Genomic DNA, 18,036 nt, shown 5'->3' on the forward strand with positions numbered 1-18,036 from the left:
AAGTTCATGCGAGTAGGTTTTGAGTCCGAAAGCGTGGCTGATTCGGACAGGAAAGTTCATGCGAGTAGGTTTTGAGTCCGAAAGCGTGGCTGATTCGGACAGGGAAGTTCATGCGAGTAGGTTTTGAGTCCGAAAGCGGGTCTGATTCGGACAGGAAAGTTCATGCGAGTAGGTTTTGAGTCCGAAAGCGGGTCTGATTCGGACAGGGAAGTTCATGCGAGTAAGATTTGAGTCTGAAAGCGGGTCTGATTCGGACAGGAAAATTCATTCGAGTAGGTTTTGAGTCCGAAAGCGTGGCTGATTCGGACAGGAAAGTTCATGCGAGTAAGATTTGAGTCCAGATATTCTTTATAAATAAACTTTGGTTACTAATTGGGGGAAGAACCATGAAGAAAATTGTTGTATGCGGATTAAGTAATCGAGCATTAGGAATGTTCGTTTATTCCATCCTTCAACAATTTGGTTCACATAATCAAATTGTAGGATTACTTGATTCCGATAATCGAAGAATTGAACTTTGCAAAGAGCGCTTTCCGGAATTACTAGCGATTCCCACCTATGAACCCGATCATTTTCAACAAATGATCGACGAAACAAATCCTGATACGGTGATTGTCACAAGTAGAGATGATACCCATATCAATTATATATTGCAAGGATTAGAGAGAAACCTAGACGTTATTACAGAAAAACCAATGGTTACAAATGCTCACGATGCTAGAAGAATCATAGAAGCGGAAAAGATGAGCAAAGGGAAAGTGATTGTTGCCTTCAATTATCGATATAATCCGTTCCATCGAAAAATTAAAGAGTTGATTTTAGAAGGGAAAATCGGAAAAGTCACGTCTGTTGATCTGAATTGGTATATAGATACATACCATGGTGCCAGCTATTTCAAAAGATGGAACCGCAACAGGGAATTTTCAGGCGGATTATCGATTCATAAATCAACTCACCATTTTGACCTCGTCAATTGGTGGCTTGATCAAAAACCCGAAGAAGTGTTTGCCTATGGAGCCCTACATTATTTTGGAAAAGACGGAGAATTTAATCCAAGTCCAACAAACAACCGTTATTGCAGTACATGCGATGAAAAACAGTTGTGTCATTACTATATGCGCTGGTCCGACCGCAGAAATAATGTGAATGCGAAAGATGACCACATTAAAGCAGATAGCATTGAAAAGTCAGCACAAAACTATACGCATTATCGTCCGGATTCGTGTATTTTTGATCATTCTATTGAGATTGAAGATACATATGTAGCGACTGTAAAATATGACAAAGGTGCGTTCTTGAGTTATTCCGTAAACTTCTCTCTTCCGTATGAAGGCTATCGATTAGCGATAAACGGTACGAAAGGAAGAATTGAAACCACTGAATACCATGAGCCAAGCCGAATTCCGTTTGAGGTGCCTGAACAGACGATTGAGTTTTATCCGTTATTTGGCGGGGCCAAGGAGACGATTCATGTTCTCCAAACAGGAGGTGGCCATGGGGGAGGAGATCCAGTATTGTTGGAGGATCTGTTCTTAGGAGTCGATCAAATGCGCCCATATTCGATTTTAGCAGGTGCAGAAGCAGGAGCGTATTCCATTGCAGTTGGTGAAGGGGTTTGGCGTTCGGTAAAAGAAAATAAGCCATATAAGATAGAAGACTTATTACGAAATAATGCAGATGTTTCTTTAACGAAGTAGATAACCAGAAAAAGGAGGATAAGAATGCCACAATTAATTCTTGAGCAAAACAAAGTTTCACAGGCCATTGACCGCGTTGTTGAAAGGACCTTTCAAATGGATTTCGGATGGGATTGGCCAGGTGGAGTTGCTTTATTTGGTGTAGCAGAAGCATTCGAGGTAACCGGTGAGGAGAAGTACTTACAATATATCAAAGATTGGGTCGATGCCGAGTTAGAAGATGGTCTTCCAAGACTGACTGTAAATGCTTCTTCCATTGGTCATATTCTATTAACCTTGTACAAGGAAACGAATGAAGAAAAGTATATCGAATATGCCACTCAAATGGCAGACTATTTACTCCATGATGCCGAGCGCTTTGCAGATGGTGTCCTGCAGCATACCGTTAACGGAAGTAAATATCAATTTCCAGAGCAAGCATGGGTGGATACGATGTTTATGGCTGGGTATTTTCTGTTAAGAATTGGCCATCTGTTAGATAGGGAGGATTATTTCAACTTTGGATTAAAGCAATACCATGGACATGAAACCTTTCTCCAGGATGACATGACAAACCTATACTATCATGGATGGGATAATATTTCACAAAATCATATGTCCTCGATTTTTTGGGCAAGAGGAAATAGCTGGGCAGCTTATACAATGGCAAGAGCACTTGAACTCATTGAGGTTCAGCATCCGTCCTTTATGATTATCCAAGGATCATTACGTGATCAATTAAGTGCTTTGGTGCGCTTACAATCAGAGTCAGGTCTTTGGCATACGATTGTAGACGATCCTACCTCTTATCTTGAAACATCAGGATCAGCAGGGATTGCTGCTGCACTATTAACAAGAGGGAAACTATACAACAAATACATTCAAAAATCGGTTGAGGCAATCCTTGGTCAAATAAGAGAGGACGGTTCGGTGTTGGGAGTATCGGCAGGAACAGCTGTGATGTACGATACCAACGGATACAAAGAAGTTCCTTATAAGCGAGTCCAGGGTTGGGGACAAGGGCTTGTGTTAGCCTTTTTATCACTGCTTCTTAAAAGAGAAGAATAAAGACTTGTAAACATTGAAACCTGTGGTAGTAGAAAGCTTCCACAGGTTCTTTTAAATCAATAGATTCATGGATTGTGTGATAAAGGAGGAAGGAAATGAAACCTTCGTATGTGGTGATTGATGGAAATTCAATGATTTCTATCCCCAAAACCGTCTCAACAGCAGTCAGGCATGCAGTTGAGATGATTAGCCGGGATCATGAAAAGGTACTGGGAACATCACCTTTACTAGAAACAAATTTCACAGAAAAAGCAGATATGGTTATTAGATATTCTGAAACAGTTGATGAATGTCCTCAAAAACCTGAAGCCTTTGGTTTTCGGTTTCTGGAAAAGGACGGTAAAGGGTCCTGTCATATTATCGGGTATGACGATTTAGGAATCATCTACGGTTTGCTGCATTACAGCCAACAATACTTAGAGGTTGATCCTTTTTGGTATTGGGCGGAAATTCCGATAAAACCGAAAACAAACATACATATTCCAACGTCTGATTTTGATTCCCCAGAAAAAGCAGTAACGTACCGAGGCTGGTTTGTGAACGATGAAGTTTGTCTGATTGGTTGGAAGGAGGAATATCCACCTACGAAGGAGGTATGGTATCCCGTTTTTGAAGCGTTATTAAGATGCGGAGGAAATATGGTTATCCCTGGTACCGACCTTCCGAGGCATGGGATTCAAACGAAATTAGCTTCAGAAATGGGATTGTGGGTAACCCATCACCACGCGGAGCCGTTAGGAGCCGAAATGTTTTTAAGAGCATTTCCTGGTGAAAAACCAAGCTATAAGAAACATCCAGCGTTATTTGAGTCGTTATGGGAAGAAGCGATACAGAATCAGAAAGAGGACAAAATTGTCTGGGTGTTATCCTTTCGGGGTCAAGGGGATGCGCCATTTTGGCTGTATGATCCGGAATTCGATACACCTGAAAAACGGGGTAAGATGATATCTAAAGTGGTGCGACGACAGTACGACATGTTATGTGAATCTGTAGAGGAGCCTGTTTGTTCTATGGCTTTATACGGTGAAATTGCAGAGTTATACAAAGAAGGGCATATCGATGTGCCGGAGGGAATTATTAAGATTTGGGCTGATAACGGCTATGGAAAAATGGTGTCGAGAAGACAAGGGAATGAAAACTACCGAATACCGGCTTTGCCGACTGCGGATGATTTCGGTGAACATGGAATTTACTATCATATTACGTTTCATGATCTTCAGGCGTCTAATCATTTGACTATGTTTCCCTCTTCTCCTGAACTCATTAAGGAAGAAGTAGAAAAGGCTTTACATGCGGGCGCTAACTCGTATGTTCTGGTTAATAGCGGCAATATACGTCCTCATCTATACCCATTGGATGTAGTGAAAGAAATATGGACCTATGGCCAAGTAAAACTAGAAGAGCATATACAAACGTTCATGAATCGTCTGTATACATCACATACGAAAGAAATCTCACAGCTTTACAAAAGCTACTTTGAAAAAACAATCTCCTATGGTCCCCATTTAGATGACAAAGCAGGGGAGGAATTTTATCATCATCCAGCAAGAAAAATCATTGGGCATTGGCTAGGAGGAAAAATGAATATTCCTCATCCGAGACTGATCTGGGCAACTGGTGAGATTCCTTTTAAGGAACAAGTTTGCTGGTTTAAAGAAAAATGCGAAAGCGCTGTTGATGGGTGGGAACGGTTATTAGAACAATGTAATGAATTATCCAATCAGCTTTCTGAACAAGATCAAAATCGACTCTATGACCAATTTATCATACATGTTGAACTTCATGTGTCGGGCTGTAAAGGATTTATCGCGTTATGCAATGCCTATCTTTCCTATGTTAAGGAAGAATATCCGGTTGCATTTGTTCAGTTGTATCAGTCCTTGCGGGCTTATAAAAATGGTCAACTTGCTTTAAAACGTGCGGAAGTTGGAAAATGGGAAAATTTTTATCGAGCGGATTGGTTAACCAATATAGAAAGTACGATCTATTCTTTAGATGCAGCTCGGAAATTTGTCCGAATGCATGGAGATAGTCCGGAATTCTTTTTATGGTACAAGGAATATTTAATGCCAGAAACAGAGAAGCATATTTATTTGGAAAATACGCATCGAAATCCATTATCTGATGATGAATTAGCTAAAAGGCTAGAAGAGAAATTTTTCAGTAAGGAGGATAAGAGGTGAAAAGCGATGTAACAACTAATCGAATCAGGCTTTTTTTGGCTGGAGATTCGACCGTAGCAAACTGTCCTCGGAGTGAGGCACCAATGGCTGGTTGGGGCCAAGTGTTTCAGTCTTTTTTTACAGAGGATATTAAAGTTCTTAACTTTGCGAAGGGTGGAGCAAGTACCAATACCTTTATTGAGCAAGGGTATTTAGATATCATATTTGAGTTCATTCAGCCGAACGATTACCTATTTATTCAATTTGGACATAACGACCAGAAATCTTTTGGTACCGAGCCTTTTACAAGTTATCCGTTAAACTTGACGGAATATGTAAATGGGGCACGTGAAAAAGGTGCGATTCCGATTCTCGTTACTTCTGTTCATCGAAGAAATTTTGATGAACAGGGACGATTAGTTAATACTCTCGGGGACTATCCAAGCTCTATGATTCAATTAGCAGAAACTCTCGACGTACAACTGATTAACTTATGGGAAAAGACAAAAAAGCTCTATCAAGCATTGGGTCCGGAAGATTCGAAGAAATTGTTTGTTTGGTTTCATGAAAATGAACATCCCAATTATCCGAATGGACTTCAGGATAACACTCACTTTTGTGAGGCTGGAGCAAAGGAAGTAGGAAAGCTCGTAATAGAAGGAATAAAGGAGTTAAAACTGCCGATCATGTCTTTTATTAAAAAAGTAGATTGATAGACTGACAAAAAAGAAAAAGGTGATATATATGGGGAAAAAGTTATATCATGGAGCAGCCTATTACCCGGAGCTTTGGGATGAGAAGGTGATCGATGAAGATATTAAGCTAATGAAACAGGTAGGCATTAATGTAGTCAGAATGGGAGAGTTTGCTTGGTCAAGTATGGAGCCTGAAGAAGGAAAGTTTGAGCTAAGCTTTTTTGTGAAAATCATCGAAAGACTCTATGAAAATGGCATCGAGTCTGTCATGTGTACACCAACACCCACTCCACCCATCTGGTTCAGCCATGATCACCCAGAGCGTATGTATATGGATCGAGACAGGAAGGTGATGGGGCATGGTTCGAGACAGCATGCTTGTACCAACCATCCTTATTTTCGAGAAAGAGCCGCTATGATTACCGAAAATCTAGCAAAAGCAGTCGGAAACTTGCCTGGGGTAATTGGTTGGCAGATTGATAATGAGTTTAAGTGTCATGTGAGCGAATGCATGTGTCAAACATGTAAGGAACAATGGCATCTGTGGTTAAAGTACCGCTATGTAACAATAGAAAACCTAAATGACGCTTGGGGCACGAAGATTTGGAGTGAATATTACCATAGCTTTGAACAAGTGCCGCAGCCAGGTCCTGCTCCTTTCTTACACAACTCATCATTAAGTACGATGTACCAGATTTTTTCAATGGAGAAAATTGCTGAGTTTTCCGATGAACAGGCAGAAATCATTAGAGAGTATTCTGATGCACCTATTACCCATAATAGCTCTGTTTTTTTTAGTGTAGACAACGAAAGGCTTTACGAAAACTTGGACTTTGCTTCATTTGACACGTATGCCACCATCGATCATGTTGAAAATTATTTGATTAATCATGATTTGTGGAGGAACTTCAAAAAAGGAAAGAATTTTTGGGTCATGGAAACCAGTCCATCCTATGCGGCGTCGTTAGAAAGTCATTCTACTCCTCATCCGAATGGCTATCTAAAAGCAGAAGCAGCTGCTGCCTATGCATTAGGTGCTGGAGCGTTTTGTTATTGGTTATGGAGACAGCAGCGTGCAGGTTGCGAACAGCCGCACGGGTCTGTAATCAGCACATGGGGAAAACCGACCGTTGGATTCTCAAGTGTGTTAGAAGTGGAAGAAATGCGTAAAGAAATCGAACCATTTATTTTATCAACCACACCTTCTCAAGCAGAATTGGCTATTACGTATTCTGACCGGGGCAAGGCCTTCTTAAAGACCGAGCCGCATCGAGAATTGAATCATCGTACGTTAATCACAGATTTCTATAAACGAATCTTATCCATGGGAATTCATCGTGATGTCATTCCAGAAGGAGCGAGTTTAGACGGTTATAAACTGTTGTTCACCCCTTTTATCCCGTATTTATCAGCCGATTATATCGCTCGGGCAATCGAGTTTGTAGAAAAGGGGGGGATTTGGATTGCTGGGCCATTAACAGGTGGCCGGACCGAACATCACACGGTTCATACAGATAGAGCTTTAGGAGAATTAGAAAAGTATGCCGGTGTAGAAGTGCTTTACACCTACCCAATGGATGGTACTGGAAGCATCGGGCGTGCTTTTGATATGGCTGCACCACTAGGGAATTGGAGTTCCGTGTTCGAAGCAAATTCTAAGACTGCCGTTGGAATCATTGAGGAGGGGCTATCTAAAGGGAAAGCCTTCTTAACGGAGCATCAACTTGGAGCAGGAAAAATTATCATGCTTGGATCATTGCCACTAGGAGATGCAGGAGACTTGCTGTTACAGAAATTAGTCGATCACTATGCACAGGTAGCAAATCTTACGATGAGAACCGATGTTTCACAAGGTACCATCGTGGCCCCAAGACAACGAGATGGGTACACCGTTTGGTTTATCATCAATATGGATGGGAAAGGCGGTTCTGTAACAATTCCTAAAACAGGTGTAGATTTGCTGACGAATAGTGCAGTTGAGCCCGGAAAACTAGAGATCAGGAGCTTTGAATATAAGATGATCCAATTTAAGGAGGAGGAACGATGATTCGTAAAGCATCTGTAATGAAAGTGTTTCCTGGCTGTCATGGTGAATACAAAAAACGTCATGATGAATTATGGCCGGAAATGGAGCTTGAATTAAAGAGTCACGGAGCGCATCACTATTCCATTTTTTTAGATGAGAAGACTAATAGTCTTTTCGCATATGTAGAAATTGAGAGTGAAGAAAAGTGGAATCAGATGGCGAAAACGGATATTTGTCAAAAATGGTGGGCGTATATGAAGGACATTATGGAAACAAACCCGGATCACAGTCCCGTTTCAACAGAGTTAAAGCAGGTGTTTTATTTAGACTAGAAAAAAAGAGAGACTATTTACGTAGAGTTAATGGTCTCTCATTTTTAGTTTGAGTCTATTCATACAGATTGAAAGTTTATAACAATAACAGGGGGATAGTTTATGCATAGCTTACATTGGGCATGGAGCTATATCCGTCATTTTAAAGGAAAGTTATGTATTGGTTTATTATTAGCATTAGCTGTGTCAGCCCTTAATATGGTGAATCCATATCTAGCAGGGAGAATGGTTGATGATGTGATGTATGGAAAAAATATAGAAATGCTATGGACCTTGGTAGCGTTAATGGTCGGTACGACGATAGTGAGGACTTCCGTTCGATATGGATATCAGATCATGTTTGAAAAAATATCTCAAAATGTCATTTTTAAAATGAGAGAAAATCTTTATGATCGCCTTCTTCAATTGGATTTTACTTTCTATGATCGTACCAAAACAGGAGATATTATGGCTCGTATGACAGGTGACATGGAGGCCATTCGTCATTTTACCGCTTGGACGATTTATATGATCTTTGAAAATGCAACCATCTTTATATTTGCTATCGTTTTTATGTTTACCATCCACCCACCATTGGCATTCGCCATATTATCGATAGCACCGGTGATCGCATTTTTTGCCTTCCGATTATCGCGCGACGTTAAGCCAACATTTACGGATATTAGAAATCAGTTTGCGAAGCTTAATTCAGTCGTTCAGGAGAATATCAGTGGAAATCGGGTGGTTAAAGCGTTTGCGAAAGAAAGTTATGAAATTGAAAAGTTTTCAGTCGAAAACGAAGCTTTCATGGATCGAAATTTGAAGTCTGCAAAAGTATGGGAGAGATATTTACCTGTTCTTGATTCTCTTGCAGGTGTCTTAACGGTAGTAATGATCTTAGTCGGCGGTATTATGGTTATAAATGATTCACTCACGATTGGAGAACTCGTCATTTTTAATTCTTTGATTTGGGCGTTAAACAACCCCTTACGCATGGCAGGTTGGTTGATGAATGATGTACAAAGATTTATTGCCTCTGCTGAAAAAGTGGAGGAATTGCTACTAACAAAATCAAAGATGAAGAATGGTATGGAAAAAAGTACCACGCAGGAGATTTCAGCTACGGTTGTGTTTGACCGTGTTTATTTTAGCTATGGTGACGGAATGGTTCTAGAGGATGTGACCTTTGAAGCTCATCCCGGGCAAACTGTGGGAATCATTGGCCCAACTGGATCAGGAAAATCAACATTAGTGAATTTGCTTAGCAGATTTTATGATACATCCAACGGAGCCATTAAAGTTGGCGGAAGGAACGTTAAGGAATGGGATATTCATCAACTAAGGTCATCCATGGGAATGGTCATGCAGGATATATTTTTATTCTCTGATACCATTGAAGGAAATATTGCCTATGGCAATCCCAATGCAACACTAGAGGATGTTCAAGCGGCGGCTAGAAAAGCTGAAGCTCATGATTTTATTACAAGTCTCCCAGAAGGCTATGACACGATTGTTGGGGAAAGGGGAGTAGGATTATCAGGAGGACAGAAACAGCGGATCGCACTTGCAAGAGCCCTTTTGAAAGACCCAAGTATTCTCATTTTGGATGATACCACCTCAAGCGTGGATATAGAAACAGAGGAAAAAATTCAACACACTCTTCAAACTATTCAACGAAGCAAAACTTGTTTTATTATCGCCCATCGAATTTCATCTGTAAAAGAGGGCGATATCATTCTTGTAATGAATCATGGCAAAATCATTGAAAAAGGAAATCATGAAGAATTACTGTTAAAAAGAGGCTACTATTACCATGTTTTTCAAAACCAGTATGGAAACTTTGATATTCACCTAAGTGCAGGGAAGGTGAGATAAAGTGGCACGTAATAAGTTTAATGTAGATGAGGAGCTAGAAACACCTTTTAGTATCGTTCACCTAAAAAGATTACTAGTGTATGTGAAACCTCATAAAAGAACTATTCTATTAACTGTACTCATCATGCTTGTAGCAAGTGGTGCGAATTTAATTGGTCCATATCTAATCAAACAGGCAATAGATAAGGAAATTCCAGGTAAGGATATTAATGGGTTAATGATCTTAGCAGGGATTTATTTTGGGGCCTTAATTATTACTGGCATTTGTATGAAATACAGAATCCGAATGATGTCTCGAATTGGTCATGACGTGATAAAACAAATTAGAAAAGATTTATTTACACACTTACAAAGGCTTTCTTTTTCATTTTTTGATAGCCGGCCACATGGCAAAATATTAGTGCGAGTAGTTAATTATGTAAATGGTTTAAGTGATTTATTATCAAACGGGTTAATTAATTTAATTACGGATCTCTTTAGCTTGCTGGTCATTATCGGATTTATGCTTGCAATTGATGTCAAGTTAACCTTAGCTGCGATGGCTGGTTTTCCGATCCTTGCAGCAATTATTTTCTTAATAAAAAATGCTCAGCGGAAAGCGTGGCAAAATTTAAGCAATAAGCAATCGAATATGAATGCTTATATCCATGAAAGCATTAATGGAATTAAAGTAACCCAAGCGTTTGTCCAAGAGGAAGAAAACAGGAAAATCTTTCATGGAGTCTCCAATGGGTATAGAGGAACATGGATGAAAGCAATTAAGGTTCATTTCCTACTATGGCCTGCGATTGAAAATATTTCGGTATTAACCGTTTCTTTGGTTTACGTTATTGGCATCAGTATGATTGGAAACGGTATTACAGTAGGAGCCTTGGTTGCATTTGTCGGATATATTTGGATGTTTTGGACGCCGCTAACTAATATCGGAAACTTTTACAATGCGATTATCAATGCATCTGCTTACTTAGAACGAATTTTTGAGATGATGGATGAAAAACCGACGATCTTGAGTGAACCCGAAGCAACCGAATTAGGTGCTATTAAAGGTAAGGTAGAATTTGAGAATGTCATTTTTGGTTATGAAGAAAACGATAGAAACCTTGATCGTATCAACTTCAAAGTGAACCCGGGAGAAACCATTGCCATTGTTGGTCCAACAGGCTCCGGGAAAACAACGATTGTCAATTTGATTAGCCGTTTTTATGATATTAATAGTGGAGTCATAAAAATAGATGATGTTGATATAAAGTCTGTTAGTATTTCGTCCCTTCGGAAGCAGATGGGGGTAATGCTTCAAGACCCATTTATTTTTTCAGGAACCATTATGGAGAATATCCGTTATGGTAGATTAGAAGCTTCTGATGAAGAGGTCATGCAGGCTGCAAAGGCAGTGCAGGTACACGAATTTATTAGTCAGTTAAAAGAGGGTTATCATACGGAGGTAAATGAAAGAGGAACAAAGCTTTCAAATGGACAAAGGCAGCTGATTTCTTTTGCTAGAGCCTTGCTCGCTGATCCGAAGATCCTTATTTTAGATGAAGCGACATCTTCTATAGATACGGAGACAGAACTTGCTCTGCAAAAGGGACTTGAGGTATTACTTTCCGGAAGAACTTCCTTTATTATTGCTCACCGTCTATCTACGATTCAAAATGCATCCCGAATCTTTTTTATTGAAAAAGGGAAAATTCGTGAAGAAGGGACACACGAGGAATTAATTCAACAAAAAGGACTATACTGGAGTTTATATACTGCACAATATTCCTTATTAGTTGTTGGCTAATGTTTAGCCCCCGAGTTGAGTACTTGGGGGCTATTTTATATGTTTGAATATGGTACAACTATGTTCGGATTATTTAGAAAAATCCAACTCTTTAATTATTTCCTTTGAAAAATACTTTGATAATGGTAAAATTTAATTAACACGTACGTACAAATTTTTATAAGGAGTTCCTTGTGTTAAAATGACGACGCTTACATACGTACCTTTTTACCTACTATAATATGAAAATGGAGAATCACTCTAATGAAAAAGGCTTTTCGTCAATTAAAGAGGCGATATGACAATCTGAAAATAAAATACAAACTTTTTGTACTCGTTTCATGGATTATGGTTCTTTCATTTTCTTTTACATTCTTTGGATTAAGCTATGCCTTTAGAATGTATGATGAACAAATATATAGTAAATCCTCACAAGTGTTAAGTACATCTTCAAATAGTATAGAGAATGAATTAAAGAGGATGGAGGATGTTTCCTATAATATTTTAACGGATCCACAAATTCAACAATACTTATCATTAATTGTGGAAGATGGTACAGAGTATGAGAAATTTCGACTGCGTAACCAAATGAGTGATAAACTTCTTAGCTATGTTAATAAAGAAGCTTACATCCAATCGGTGTATCTGGTTGATGCAAATGGAGAGGAGTACTCTGTTGGACCGAAAAGCGTTAAATTAACCGAGAGACAAAAAAAGTATGTTACCGATATGGCCATAATTGCGGATGGGAGCAATGTTTGGCTTAATCCAAAGGAACATGATTTTACTATCGCAACGGCTCGAGAAATTAGACAATACAGAAACTTAAGTTTTGACACCTTAGGTACTCTCGTCATTTACATAAATATGGATAAGCTTGTAGGGAATATTTTAGAAGGTTCGAAAAGAATGGATGGTGAATTCTTTATTGTTGATAAGACTGACATTATCCTTCCTAAGGAGACCAATTTTCAAAAAGACTCTTTATTAGCATTAGACTCTGGCTATGAAATAAAAGAAATCGACAATAAAAATTACTTTCTAGTTTCTATTAAGTCAAATTACTTTGATTGGGGTTATGTAAACGCGATACCTTTTAATCAAATTTTCAACAATATTAATCTAGTAAAAACATTTTTAATCATTATATTTATTTTAATGTTTGCTGTTGTAACGGTATTAGGGATGAGGTTTGCAAGAAACATAACGATCCCTTTAGAAAATCTTGTAGCTGGAATGCAGCATGTTAAGGTTGGTGATTTTAAAGAGGCCAGAAAGGAAACGCTCAAATTTTCCACGACTCAGGATGATGAAGTAGGAAAATTGCAACAAAACTTTCAAACGATGATCCAACAAATTGACGAGTTGATCCATGAGGTTTTTTCTAAGCAGCTAACAATCAAGGAAACAGAGTTTAAAGCTTTACAGGCTCAGATTAATCCCCATTTTTTATACAATACATTAGAATCTATCAACTGGTTAGCCAAGGGTAATGGACAAACTCAAATTTCGAAAATGGTTGAGGCGTTAGGTTTTTTATTGCGCAATTCTATCTCTTTAAAAAAACCATTGATTACGGTAGAGGAAGAGCTTGATATCGTTAAAAATTATATTATTATTCAGAGTTATCGATTTGAAGAACGCTTGGATTTTGAATTGAATGTGAATACGGATCTTTATGGATATTCTATTCCAAAATTAACGTTACAGCCCCTTGTAGAAAATGCCATTCACTACGCCTTAGAACCAATGATAGATACTTGTAAAATTGAAGTGTATTCAATTGTTGATCGTGACTCTTTCCAACTTATTGTAGAGGACAATGGCCCAGGAATGGAGCCTGCCTTTATTGAAAAGTTAAAAAGGGGAGAAGTGAAAACTAGAGGACAAGGGCTAGGGTTATCAAATATAGATGAAAGAATAAAGCTTTCTTTCGGAGAAGACTATGGAGTAAGGATTGAAAGTATACCAAATGAAGGAACAAAAGTAATCATCGTACTACCGTTCGATAAGGGGGGAAATTATGTATAAGGTTTTATTAGTAGATGATGAAAGAATCATTACTGACGGAATGGCAAAGGTAATTGACTGGGAATCTATAGGTACCACATTAATAGGAACGGCAAGAAATGGCATCGAAGCATTCTGTGTAATTGAACAAAAACAACCAGATATCGTTATTAGTGATATCAAAATGCCTGGGATGAACGGGCTAGAGCTTGTTGAAAAAGTTAACAGCGTGTTTCCACACATACGATTTATTCTCCTATCAGGTTTTAGTGAATTTGATTACGCAAAACAGGCAATGGCGTATGGAGTAAAGCACTATCTATTAAAACCATGTAATGAACACTCGATTATGAATGCAGTTACCGAGCTTTGTGAAGAGTTAACACAAAGACAAAAACGGGAACAATTTGTTCAACAGATGAAAGTCACTCTCGAAAGTGTTATGCCCTATGCAAAGGAACAGATGCTAAAGGAGATTGTGACGAATCAATATGAAAACAAAGATTTAGGTTACTATCATAAACTATTTCAATTAGATTTACATTCTATTAAAGTAAGGCTCGTTTTATTCCAACTGGAGGGAGAATTCCATTTTGAGCATATGTTTGCAATTAAAAATATAGCGGAACATATTTTGGCCTCTTATATTCTCAGCTGTACAGTTGGGCAAAATGTATTGTTATTAATTGAAGATGATGATGACACCCTTAATTTTCATAGACTAATTGAAAACATTAAAAAGACATTTTTTCAATATTATCAATTGGATTGCACGATTGCTATTAGTGACGAAGGAAGCATTAGTCATGCCAATAAATTATACAAGGAAGCACTTGATTGTCTGGCATACCGGTTTTATTTAAATGAAGGAGGGATCATTACAACAAAGGATATCTCCAATCCATTCAATCTAGCAGAAGGAGATTTTTATTTTGATGATCAAAAATATTGTCGTCTAGTAAAATCGGGTTCATGGGAGGATGTTAAAAAAGAAATCAGTGCTTTTATTAATCATCTAATCTATTTAAAACTGGATATTCACACAACTAAGTCTTACGTTATCCAACTGTTTAATTCGATGATTCGTTTGTGTGAAGCAGAACAAATGAATAAGTATTTAGTCCAATTAACCGCCTTGCTAGAAATGGAAACGATACAAACGATGAAAAGCTTTTTTGAAAGCGTTGCCGAAGAAATAACATCTATATTTTATAACCAAAATAAGAAGAAACATTCTGCCATTATAAATAAAGTCATTGAAATTATTGATAAACATATTGGGAATCAACATTTATCCTTACATTGGGTTGCGAATGAGATGCTATATATGAATGCTGATTATTTAGGGAAGTTATTTAAAAAAGAAACTGGAGAAAAGTTTTCAAATTACCTAACCAAACAGAGGATTGAAATGGCCATTAAGCTTATTGAAAAAGAAAACGATGTAAAGGTGTTTGAAATAGCAGAAAAAATTGGGTATGGTGAAAACCCTCAATATTTTAGTCAGGTCTTTAAAAAACACACAGGATTCACTCCATCAGAATATAAAAGAGAATCGTTACAAGGGCTGTAAAAATAATATTAAAGGGGAAATAACAATGAAAAAACTATTATTTTCAACCTTATCCCTAGTAATGGTGCTTTATGCTGGTGGTTGTGGAAAATTCGACTTGCTCCATTCGGCAACAAGTAAAGGTCAGGATAGAGTTACAATCAAAATTGCGTGGTGGGGGGAGCAGCCCAGACACGATTATACAATGGAAGTAATAGAATTGTTTGAAAGAAAATATCCACATATAAATATTGAACCAGAGTACGCGTATTGGGATGATTATTGGAAAAGGCTGGCTCCGTTAGCTGCTGCAAATCAACTGCCAGATATCGTGCAAATGGATCTCCTATATTTGAAAACATACAGCGAGAATAATCTGCTTGAGGACCTGTCACCTTTTATAGAAGAAGGAGTGATTAATACAGAGGATATAAGCGAGGATGTTCTTCTGGGTGGAAAAGTTAGTGGAGCATTGTATGGATTTCCACTAGGCGTGAATGTACCTGCGATTATTGTAGACCGTGAGTTACTGTCATCAGCCATAGATTCATTTCCAGAGTCCAACTGGACATGGGCCGACTATGAAGAAATTGTTTCCAAGGTGCATAATACAAAGGGGATATATGGAACCAATGGAATGAAATCCGTCGACGTGTTTTTTTCGTATTATTTACGAACAAAAGGAATGAATTTATATAATAATAGCGGTACAGGATTAGGCTATGAGGAAGATCAGCTGTTTGTTGACTACTTTGAAATGCAATTAAGATTGCTAGAAAAAGGTGCCTTTCCAAGAGCGGATGAAGAAGATCAAATAAAGGGAATAGAGAATGGATTACTTGTAAATAAATTAGCGCCTATGACCTGGGCGTATTCCAATCAATACATTGGTATTTTAGAAACTGCCAACCGCGAACTTGATCTCATTCCCCCTCCCGGTCCAGGGCAAGGTGAAGGACTTACATTAAGACCAAGCATGCATTTTTCTATTTCTAAGAGTTCAAAAAATAAAGACGCAGCAGCCCTATTTATAAACTTTTTTATCAATAATATTGAAGCCAATCAAATCATAAAAGGAGATAGAGGAGTACCTGTTTCTTCAACAGTTGCCGAGAAAATCGTGACCATACTTTCCGAAGACCAGAAAAAAGTGTTTGATTATGTATATCACGTAAAAAATAATAATCCTAAAGTGGAAAAAGTAGATCCGTTAGGCTCTATCGAGGTAGTCAGTTTATTACAGGATATCTCTGACCAAATTCTATTTAAAAAGATTACCCCAAGTGAAGGGGCGAAAATGTTTAGATCCGAAGCAAATAGTATTCTTTCGAAGAAAAACTAGATCTTTTTCCTGTTGTAAGGACTCTTTTGAACAAGAAATATTACTTGTTCGAGGAGTCTTTTTTTGTTTTCAAATAAATGTCTGATTTTTAAACAAATAGGACGGAAAAATGGATTCAGAATAGTTAGAATTGGTTGCATAATAAAAATGTAAACACTTACATAAAAGTGTGAGAAAAGAAGGGGGAAAAAGAATGAAAAAGTTTTTAGTATTAATCTTTACTTTTGTTTTAGTTTTTTCCTTAGCAGCATGTAACAGTAGTTCACCTAGCAGCAATGAGTCTGAAGAACCAAAAGAAGACAATAAAGATGAAAAAGTAACTCTTCGAATTGCCTGGTGGGGTTCACAACCACGTCATGATTACACGCTTAAAATAATTGAAATGTATGAAGAAAAAAATCCAAATGTAAAAATCGAAGCAGAATATGCTGCGTGGGATGACTATTGGAAGAAGTTAGCTCCACAAGCTGCTGCAAATGAACTTCCAGATATTATCCAGATGGATTTATCTTACTTCTCACAATATGCTCAAAACAACCAAATCGCTGATCTTACTTCTTATGTAGGTAATGAAATTAACACAGCAGATATTTCTGAAAACGTTATCGATGGTGGGAAAATAGGGGATAAGCTTTATGGAATTAACGCAGGTGTGAACGTGGTTGGTTTCCACTATGATCCAGCAGGACTGCAAAAAGCTGGTGTAGATTCAATTCCTGACAACTGGACTTGGGATGATTATCTGGATATCGCAGCAAAAGCGAAAGATGCAGGATTATTCGTTGATACAAGTATGAAAGCCGATGTATTTTTTAACTACTATTTAAGAACGAAGGGTGAGTCTTTATACGGCAAAGATGGAGCTTCTTTAGGATATAAAGATGACCAATTGTTCATCGATTTCTTTAATATGAGATCTGATTTAATTCTGGACAAAGCAGTTCCAACTCCAGACTTTATGGCTCAACTGAAAGGGATTGAAGATGATCCTGTAGTTACACAAAATGCGATTGGTATTTGGCAATGGTCTAACCAATTCGTAGGTTTACAACAAGTTGCGAATAGAGATCTTGCTATTGCTCCAATGCCAGGTCCTGACAGCGATAAAGGCCTATATTTAAAGCCAAGTATGTTCTGGTCTGTTGGAAATAATTCGAAAAATAAAGAAGAAGCTGCAAAGTTTATTGACTTCATGATCAACGATATCGAAGCGAATAAATTAAATCTTGGTGACCGTGGTGTTCCTGGTTCAGCAACTGTTAAAGAAGCATTAAAGCCACTACTTTCTCCAGCACAAGTTCAAGTATTTGACTATGTGGAGTGGGCAGAAGGAAACAGCTCTACATTTGATGGTCCAGACCCAGTAGGTGCTGGTGAAATCATCGAGACCCTAGATAGTTTAGCTGAACAAATGGCTTATGGAAATCTTAAAGTGGAAGCTGCAGCAATACAGTTTAGACAGCAGGCTGAAAGCGTCTTATCGCAAAACAAATAATAAATTCCAAAGATAGCTGATCACCTTTTCGATCAGCTATCGTCCTTTCATCTTATGGAAAC

General features: G+C 38.1%; 12 protein-coding genes. All 12 read left to right on the forward strand.

Annotation, left to right across the window (positions count from 1 at the left end):
• Positions 1 to 386 precede the first annotated feature (386 nt).
• The 12 genes from ACQ5H4_RS12420 to ACQ5H4_RS12475 all read left to right on the forward strand — a co-directional run bounded on the left by ACQ5H4_RS12420 (position 387) and on the right by ACQ5H4_RS12475 (position 17,974).
• Positions 387 to 1,697 carry a Gfo/Idh/MocA family protein gene (locus ACQ5H4_RS12420; protein ID WP_430775236.1) on the forward strand — a complete coding sequence of 437 codons (1,311 nt, stop codon included), beginning with the start codon at positions 387 to 389 and terminating at the stop codon, positions 1,695 to 1,697.
• Positions 1,698 to 1,721: 24 nt separating this feature from the next.
• Positions 1,722 to 2,744: a glycoside hydrolase family 88/105 protein gene (locus tag ACQ5H4_RS12425; RefSeq protein ID WP_430775237.1), complete on the forward strand. Its 1,023-nt coding sequence runs from the start codon at positions 1,722 to 1,724 to the stop codon at positions 2,742 to 2,744.
• A gap of 95 nt (positions 2,745 to 2,839) precedes the next feature.
• Positions 2,840 to 4,927 (forward strand): glycosyl hydrolase 115 family protein, encoded by a 2,088-nt coding sequence (locus ACQ5H4_RS12430; protein ID WP_430775238.1) that lies wholly within the window; start codon positions 2,840 to 2,842, stop codon positions 4,925 to 4,927.
• Positions 4,924 to 5,619: a rhamnogalacturonan acetylesterase gene (locus ACQ5H4_RS12435; RefSeq protein WP_430775239.1), complete on the forward strand. Its 696-nt coding sequence runs from the start codon at positions 4,924 to 4,926 to the stop codon at positions 5,617 to 5,619. Before ACQ5H4_RS12430 ends, ACQ5H4_RS12435 begins: the two co-directional genes overlap by 4 nt.
• A gap of 31 nt (positions 5,620 to 5,650) precedes the next feature.
• Positions 5,651 to 7,648 carry a beta-galactosidase gene (locus ACQ5H4_RS12440; protein ID WP_430775240.1) on the forward strand — a complete coding sequence of 666 codons (1,998 nt, stop codon included), beginning with the start codon at positions 5,651 to 5,653 and terminating at the stop codon, positions 7,646 to 7,648.
• Positions 7,645 to 7,959: an L-rhamnose mutarotase gene (rhaM, locus tag ACQ5H4_RS12445; RefSeq protein WP_430775241.1), complete on the forward strand. Its 315-nt coding sequence runs from the start codon at positions 7,645 to 7,647 to the stop codon at positions 7,957 to 7,959. The genes ACQ5H4_RS12440 and rhaM overlap by 4 nt, the downstream gene beginning before the upstream one ends.
• Before the next feature lie 102 nt (positions 7,960 to 8,061).
• Entirely contained in the window at positions 8,062 to 9,813 is a 1,752-nt protein-coding gene (locus ACQ5H4_RS12450; RefSeq protein ID WP_430775242.1) for an ABC transporter ATP-binding protein, read from the forward strand.
• Between the two features lies 1 nt (position 9,814).
• Complete coding sequence (locus ACQ5H4_RS12455) at positions 9,815 to 11,596, forward strand: ABC transporter ATP-binding protein (RefSeq protein WP_430775243.1); 1,782 nt, start codon at positions 9,815 to 9,817, stop codon at positions 11,594 to 11,596.
• Positions 11,597 to 11,839: 243 nt separating this feature from the next.
• Positions 11,840 to 13,606 carry a cache domain-containing sensor histidine kinase gene (locus tag ACQ5H4_RS12460; RefSeq protein ID WP_430775244.1) on the forward strand — a complete coding sequence of 589 codons (1,767 nt, stop codon included), beginning with the start codon at positions 11,840 to 11,842 and terminating at the stop codon, positions 13,604 to 13,606.
• Positions 13,599 to 15,158: a response regulator gene (locus tag ACQ5H4_RS12465; protein WP_430775245.1), complete on the forward strand. Its 1,560-nt coding sequence runs from the start codon at positions 13,599 to 13,601 to the stop codon at positions 15,156 to 15,158. The genes ACQ5H4_RS12460 and ACQ5H4_RS12465 overlap by 8 nt, the downstream gene beginning before the upstream one ends.
• Before the next feature lie 25 nt (positions 15,159 to 15,183).
• Positions 15,184 to 16,479 carry an ABC transporter substrate-binding protein gene (locus ACQ5H4_RS12470; RefSeq protein WP_430775246.1) on the forward strand — a complete coding sequence of 432 codons (1,296 nt, stop codon included), beginning with the start codon at positions 15,184 to 15,186 and terminating at the stop codon, positions 16,477 to 16,479.
• A gap of 193 nt (positions 16,480 to 16,672) precedes the next feature.
• Positions 16,673 to 17,974, forward strand: a complete 1,302-nt coding sequence (locus tag ACQ5H4_RS12475) for an ABC transporter substrate-binding protein (protein ID WP_430775247.1) — start codon at positions 16,673 to 16,675, stop codon at positions 17,972 to 17,974.
• The last annotated feature ends 62 nt before the right edge of the window (positions 17,975 to 18,036 follow it).

Origin of the sequence: Bacillus coreaensis (genome assembly GCF_050586445.1) — a bacterium.
GTDB classification, from domain to species: Bacteria; Bacillota; Bacilli; order Bacillales; family Cytobacillaceae; genus Robertmurraya_A; species Robertmurraya_A coreaensis.

Coding starts and splice junctions, on each gene's coding strand:
- ACQ5H4_RS12420 (WP_430775236.1), top strand. CDS start 387: ATGAAGAAAATTGTTGTATGCGGATTAAGTAATCGAGCATTAGGAATG.
- ACQ5H4_RS12425 (WP_430775237.1), top strand. CDS start 1,722: ATGCCACAATTAATTCTTGAGCAAAACAAAGTTTCACAGGCCATTGAC.
- ACQ5H4_RS12430 (WP_430775238.1), top strand. CDS start 2,840: ATGAAACCTTCGTATGTGGTGATTGATGGAAATTCAATGATTTCTATC.
- ACQ5H4_RS12440 (WP_430775240.1), top strand. CDS start 5,651: ATGGGGAAAAAGTTATATCATGGAGCAGCCTATTACCCGGAGCTTTGG.
- rhaM (WP_430775241.1), top strand. CDS start 7,645: ATGATTCGTAAAGCATCTGTAATGAAAGTGTTTCCTGGCTGTCATGGT.
- ACQ5H4_RS12450 (WP_430775242.1), top strand. CDS start 8,062: ATGCATAGCTTACATTGGGCATGGAGCTATATCCGTCATTTTAAAGGA.
- ACQ5H4_RS12460 (WP_430775244.1), top strand. CDS start 11,840: ATGAAAAAGGCTTTTCGTCAATTAAAGAGGCGATATGACAATCTGAAA.
- ACQ5H4_RS12465 (WP_430775245.1), top strand. CDS start 13,599: ATGTATAAGGTTTTATTAGTAGATGATGAAAGAATCATTACTGACGGA.
- ACQ5H4_RS12470 (WP_430775246.1), top strand. CDS start 15,184: ATGAAAAAACTATTATTTTCAACCTTATCCCTAGTAATGGTGCTTTAT.
- ACQ5H4_RS12475 (WP_430775247.1), top strand. CDS start 16,673: ATGAAAAAGTTTTTAGTATTAATCTTTACTTTTGTTTTAGTTTTTTCC.